We start from the raw sequence: 3,516 nt of genomic DNA, 5'->3' as shown, positions 1-3,516 counted from the left end.
GATCTACGGCGGGCCGGAGGCACTGATCCTGGCGGCGATCCTCGGCGTGCTCGAGGTTTCCCTGTCGTACGACAATGCGGTGGTCAATGCCAGCGTGCTCCAGCGGCTGAGCCAGATCTGGCAGCGCATCTTCCTCGCGATCGCCATCCTCGGCGCGGCCGCCTGGGCCGTTCTCGGCATTGCGCGCGGCGAGAACGTCAACGCGGTGTGGATCGTGCTCGCCGCCGTCTGCACCTACGTCCTGGCCTATCAGCTCTATGCGCGAGTGATCGAATGGAAGATCACCAAGCCGGACGACCGGGTCGCCACTCCCGCCGAGGAGATGGAGAACGGCAAGGACTACATGCCGATGGACCGGCGCGTCCTGTTCGGCCACCACTTCGCCGCCATCGCCGGGGCCGGTCCGCTGGTCGGGCCCGTGCTCGCCGCGCAGATGGGCTACCTGCCGGGCACGCTGTGGATCGTGTTCGGCGTGGTGCTGGCCGGGGCGGTACAGGACTACCTGGTGCTGTGGGCGTCGGTGAAGCGCCGCGGGCGCAGCCTCGGCCAGATGGCTCGCGACGAGCTCGGCGTGGTCGGCGGTATCGCGGCGCTGGCCGCCGTGCTGGTGATCATGGTGATCCTGCTGGCGGTGCTGGGCATCGTGGTCGTCAACGCGCTGGCCGCGACGAAGGGCGCGGACGGGCAACTGCACGGCGGCAGTCCGTGGGGCGTGTTCTCCATTTCCATGACCATCCCGATCGCGGTGCTCATGGGCCTGTACCTGCGCTATGTGCGGCCGGGCAAGGTCGGCGAGATCTCGCTGATCGGCTTCGGGCTGCTGATGCTGGCCATCATCTCCGGCCGCTGGGTCTCCGAATCCGGTTGGGGCCGAGACATGTTCACGCTGTCGGGCACCACCATCGCCTGGATGCTGATCATCTACGGCTTCGTCGCCTCGGTGCTGCCGGTGTGGCTGCTGCTCGCGCCGCGCGACTATCTGTCCACCTTCATGAAGGTCGGCACCATCGTGCTGCTCGCGGTCGGCGTGGTGGTCACCATGCCGGTGTTGAAGGCGCCCGCGGTGTCGCAGTTCGCCAGCAACAGCAGCGGTCCGTCCTTCGCGGGCAGCCTGTTCCCGTTCCTGTTCATCACCATCGCCTGCGGTGCGCTGTCGGGCTTCCACGCGCTGGTGTCCTCGGGCACCACGCCGAAACTGCTGGAGAAGCAGTCGCAGGCGCGGATGATCGGCTACGGCGGCATGCTCATGGAGTCGTTCGTCGCGGTCATGGCGATGATCGCCGCCAGCATCCTCGACCAGCACCTGTACTTCGCGATGAACGCGGGCGCGGGCGTCACCGGCGGCACCGCCGACAAGGCCGCCGCCTACACCAACAGCCTCGGGTTGAGCGGTCCCCCGATCACCGGCGGCGAGCTGACCCAGATCGCGAAGGATGTCGGCGAGGAGAACGTCGTCTCACGCACCGGCGGCGCGCCGACGCTGGCCATGGGCATGACGGAGGTGATGCACAACTTCATCGGCGGTACCGCGCTCAAATCGTTCTGGTACCACTTCGCGATCATGTTCGAGGCGCTGTTCATCCTCACCACGATCGACGCCGGGACCCGTGTGGCCCGATTCATGCTGTCGGACACCCTCGGCAACTTCGGCGGACCGGCCGCGAAATTCAAGAATCCGTCGTGGTGGCCGGGCGTGTTCATCTGCTCGTTCATCGTGGTCGCCGCGTGGGGTTCGGTGCTGCTGATGGGCGTCACCGATCCGCTGGGCGGCATCTACACGCTGTATCCGCTGTTCGGCATCGCCAACCAGCTGCTGGCCGCGGTCGCGCTGACCGTCGTGCTGGTGATCGTGGTGAAGAAGGGCCTGTTCAAGTGGGCCTGGATTCCCGCGGTGCCGCTGATCTTCGACCTCGTCGTCACCATGACGGCGTCCTGGCAGAAGATCTTCTCCGGCGACAAGAACATCGGATACTGGACTCAGCACGTCAATTACAGCAATGCGCGGGATGCGGGCACGATCCTGGCCCCGGCGAAGACCATGGCCGATATGGACAAGGTGGTGCGCAATACCTTCATCCAGGGCACGCTGTCGATCGTCTTCGCGGTGCTGGTGCTGATCGTGGCCGCCGTGGGCCTGATCGTGTGCATCCGAGCGTTCCGCAACGGCGGCGGTCCCACCACCGAGACACCGGAGGTGCCCTCGAAACTCTTCGGCCCCAAGGGTTTCCTCGCCTCGAAGCAGGAAAAGGAGGTGCAGCGGGAATGGGACGAGCTGGCAAAAGCGGGCAAGGTCCGGCTCCCCGGCGCCGCACACGCGCTGTCGAGGGAGTAACCGCGCGCGGGCAGGGCACGGCCCACCAGAGCACCGCCGTGCACGGAGACGGGCCAGCCCCACAGACCGCCCCCGAACGCGACAACGGCACAGCCCAACCCAGCAACCTCGTGCGCGACAAGGACACAATCCAACAAGGCAACCCCGAACGCGACGAGGACACAGTCCAACAGGGCAACCTCGAACGCGGCGAGGACGCAACCCAACCGAGCAACCTCGAACGCGGCCAAGACGCAACCCAACACGGCAACCCCGAGCGCGGCCAGGACGCAATCCAGCAGGCCAACCCCGAGCGTGGCAAGGGCGCAATCCAACAGGGCAACCTCGAACGCGGCGAGGACGCAACCCAACCGAGCGACCTCGAACGCGGCCAAGACGCAACCCAACAGGGCAACCCCGAGCGTGGCAAGGGCACAGCCCAGCAGAACGCCCCCGGAGGCGGCGAGGACGCAACGGCGACAGAGCATCCCGCGCAGGTCGGCCCCCTACGGGCCGTCCTGCGCGGGGCCCGGGCCGTGGTCTGGTACGCGAACGCCGTCCTCGGCGGCCAGGACTACGCGCGCTACGTCGAGCATCTACGCCGCAACCACCCCGACCACCCCATCCCCTCCGAACGCGACTACTGGCGCGAGCGCCACGCCGAGGCCGCCCGCAACCCCACCAACCGCTGCTGCTAACCCTGGCCGAACAACACGCCGGAAACAGTGCTCTGCCACCCGTGTCTTCCAACACAGGCCACTTCCCCATACCCGGCACGAGCACCAATCCGGCATTCCCAACCCGCGCACCACTCCCGTATTCATGCCGCGCACCACCCCGCATTCCGGCGCGGGCACCACGGCGCGGCCACACTCGCATCCCCGCCACGCACCACTCCGTAGTTACGGCGCGCACCTCTCTCGTACCCCCGACGCGTGCACTAACCCGTATCCCGGACGCGCCACCCTCCCAGCGCGAGCGCAACTCTCGCATACCCGGCGCGGCACCATCCCGTATCCCTGCGCACGCAATACGCCCGCACTCCCGCCACGGGCCACTCTCGGCACCCCGACGCGGGCGCCGCTCCCGCATTCCCAACGCGAGGGCCACCCCGCATCTCCAGCGCGCCCCCCCCCCCCCCGCCCCGCGCCCGCCGCCGCCCCGCCCACCCCGCGCGCCCCCCCCCCCCCCCCCCCCCGCCCGCG

General features: G+C 68.3%; 2 protein-coding genes. Both read left to right on the top strand.

All coding sequences use genetic code 11. The features are described from left to right. Positions 1 to 79 precede the first annotated feature (79 nt). Positions 80 to 2,332, top strand: a complete 2,253-nt coding sequence (locus QH290_RS12400; RefSeq protein WP_425303591.1) for a carbon starvation CstA family protein — start codon at positions 80 to 82, stop codon at positions 2,330 to 2,332. A gap of 110 nt (positions 2,333 to 2,442) precedes the next feature. Beyond that, on the top strand, positions 2,443 to 3,009 hold the full coding sequence (locus QH290_RS37915) for a YbdD/YjiX family protein (RefSeq protein ID WP_342213728.1): 567 nt from the start codon (positions 2,443 to 2,445) through the stop codon (positions 3,007 to 3,009). Positions 3,010 to 3,516 lie beyond the last annotated feature (507 nt).

The sequence above is a fragment of the Nocardia wallacei genome (genome assembly GCF_029869545.1).
Taxonomy (GTDB): domain Bacteria; phylum Actinomycetota; class Actinomycetes; order Mycobacteriales; family Mycobacteriaceae; genus Nocardia; species Nocardia wallacei_A.
Note: the sequence above shows the minus strand (reverse complement) of the source record. Positions and strands in the feature narration are given on the sequence as shown.